The 2492-nt window shown below is 55.5% G+C and carries 4 protein-coding genes and 1 pseudogene; 4 read left to right on the forward strand and 1 reads right to left on the reverse strand.

From position 1 onward, the window contains the following. The 4 genes from DRF71_RS28895 to DRF71_RS25525 form a co-directional block, all read left to right on the forward strand. On the forward strand, positions 1-189 hold a 189-nt coding region (locus DRF71_RS28895; RefSeq protein WP_112313267.1), incomplete at its 5' end, for a hypothetical protein. Positions 190-315: 126 nt separating this feature from the next. Next, entirely contained in the window at positions 316-1254 is a 939-nt protein-coding gene (locus DRF71_RS25515) for a toll/interleukin-1 receptor domain-containing protein (protein ID WP_112313268.1), read from the forward strand. Further along, complete coding sequence (locus tag DRF71_RS25520) at positions 1247-1411, forward strand: zinc ribbon domain-containing protein (protein WP_112313269.1); 165 nt, start codon at positions 1247-1249, stop codon at positions 1409-1411. The genes DRF71_RS25515 and DRF71_RS25520 overlap by 8 nt, the downstream gene beginning before the upstream one ends. 112 nt (positions 1412-1523) lie before the next feature. Further along, positions 1524-1955: a hypothetical protein gene (locus DRF71_RS25525; protein WP_112313270.1), complete on the forward strand. Its 432-nt coding sequence runs from the start codon at positions 1524-1526 to the stop codon at positions 1953-1955. Between the two features lie 262 nt (positions 1956-2217). Here the strand turns inward: DRF71_RS25525 and DRF71_RS28900 are convergent. Beyond that, positions 2218-2397, reverse strand: a pseudogene (locus DRF71_RS28900) (IS1096 element passenger TnpR family protein); the annotation flags it as partial. Positions 2398-2492: the final 95 nt, after the last annotated feature.

Below are 2492 nucleotides of genomic sequence, written 5' to 3' on the forward strand. Positions count from 1 at the left end.
TTCAAGCCTGGTTCTTCGCAGGTTGCGCGTAAGCTTGCCGGGTCCGCGTTGTCCCAATCCAACACCAGTCGACAAACGGGGGCAAAGATGGAGGATCTTGCTTCAAAGGTGCTTCGCAGTGATCGCTACTCTGAGAACACCAAGGCGCTCGCCGGTTCGGTGCTGTCTCAGTCGAACAAGAAACGCTGATTGCGAACGGTGAAGCGGTAGTTTGGTGCAACAGAAGTAGTGCCGCTTCACCCACGCTTAAAGATGTTGCGATCCATTATATATTAGGGCGTGACATGCAAAAACCTAGCATTTTAAGTTGAGCACATGCGCGCATTCATCTCTTATTCCCACCACGACAAGGCCGCACTTGACCGGCTGCACGTACACCTTAAGAATTTGACGCGAGCCGGACATATCGAGACTTGGTATGATCGGGATATCTTGGCCGGAAGCGTGCTTGACGCTGATATCACCCGGGAACTGGATGCCGCCGATCTAGTCCTGCTGTTGGTAAGCCCTGATTTTATAGCGTCTGACTATTGCGTCGAGCGCGAGATGAAGCGGGCCCTCGAGCGCCATGCTTCCGGGGAGGCGCGTGTAGTCCCCATTATCTTGGAGGAATGCGACTGGAAGGCGATGGGCGAGCTGCGCCAGCTCAAGGCCGTCCCAACTGACGGTAAAGCAATCAGTGAATGGGCAAACTCGAATACTGCTTACCTAAATGTGGTGCAGGAGCTTCGCCGTATCATCGAGGCTGAAAGTATATCCACGGCTGAAAAGGCGGCCCCTAAACCAGACGCCTTACGCCCCGCAATGGCCCGCTACCGAGCAAAACGACAGTTCGACCACATTGACAGGGGGGATTTCCGCGACGCCGCCTTTGCCACCATCAAGGACTACTTCCAGCGAGCGGTCATCGAAATCAACTCAATCGATGGATTGCGGAGTCGTTTCGTTGACAGAAACGCGACCTCTTTCGGAGCAACAATCGTAAATGGCGGCCATCGGAACGGTACGGCCCACATATCGGTGCATTGCCGAAACTCGCAAATCGCTTTGGGTGACATATACTACTCATTCAGCGAAAATTCTGGAGCGAATACCGCAAACGGCGGCTTCAATATCTCGGCCGATGATTACGAACAGTTCCTCACCCAAACCATGAATGTCTTCGGTAAAGCTGAGGAGAGGCTGACACCTGAGCGCGCTGCGGAGGTACTCTGGAATGAGTTCATTGGCAACGCAGGTATTGCCTATGACTGAGCGTATTCATTTCCGCTGCAACAACTGTGGTCGCCGCTTCGAAGCTGAAGTTCTTGACGAGAACGAGCGCCGCGAGGCTCGTCGCGAAAATCGTCCGATCAACGCACTGCATTGCCCTGAATGCCACCGTACCGATATTCGGCGTGGCTGGGACTAACGGCCATTTGGAGAGAAAACGTATGCGGAGCACATTGAACGCGAGGTCAGCGGCTTTGGTTGATATGCCAAAAGGCGCGCTGTTTCTCCTCAAAAGGTATAGCAGTCTTCCAATGTTTGGCGTCAAGCTTTCCGGACAGGGAGATGATCCTGACGGCAAGCCGACAATCCTGCTCCTAAATCCAGACTTCGGCAGGTCGGGTGAGGCGAATTGGCACCGAATATTTCAATGGGATGCGCGGGAGCAATGCGTATCTTTTGGGGAAGACTGGATTCTCCGGCCTGAATTTTCTGCCACTTCGCTGTCAGACTTAAATGACCCGCAGGACGAGGCCTGCCTCACGATCGGGCCCGAGGGCATCTATTTTCGCGCAGCGCTTGGCGAGGGCTTTCGCGCTTCTTATCGCCAATTCATCCATGTTGATACGCTGGATACGGTGAATGATCTCGGAAATACTGCCTTCCACCTCACCGGATACGAGATCTTCCTGAATCGAGATGATCGGGACAATGGTCGCCCGCCGATCTACCAGCGCGGCATATAGGTTGGAGCCGATCCGCCTGCTCCGTCGTGGCATTATAGCCCGGTAGGGCGACTACCCAATATGCTGCAAGTTGTATGAACGACCGCTCTGCCCATGTCGCAGGAGTCACAATGCTGCGAAGCCGTCAGTCGGCTTCCCGCCCGTGTGGGCCGGAATGTAGGGTGTTCGCTGCGGCGCGCGCGGATGACCGCTTTCCCCAAGTTTGCCGCGACCGCCATGCCGCAGCGCCGTCAGACTGCTTCCCGCCCTATATGCTGCTTTTTCATCGATTGGGAGCTTTGGACTTCGGCTGATGTAGACGCCTGCTGACGTTGGTGCGGAATGTATTGCGAAGATATTTATTGATCAGGTCGACGTCGAACCACTCCGGATCGAAATGTCCGCCCGCCCAGCGAAGATGCGCCTTGTGGTCTTCATGCTCCGGGTCGCGGATCGTCTCGAGGAATTCAGCGTATGATCACGGGCCTCCAACGTCTTCTGGCGGTCGTGCGCGGGCACCGTCGATGCATTCGGCATGGCGGGGCGGGGGATCGAGGG

The organism is Pseudogemmobacter bohemicus, assembly GCF_003290025.1.
Lineage (GTDB): Bacteria > Pseudomonadota > Alphaproteobacteria > Rhodobacterales > Rhodobacteraceae > Pseudogemmobacter > Pseudogemmobacter bohemicus.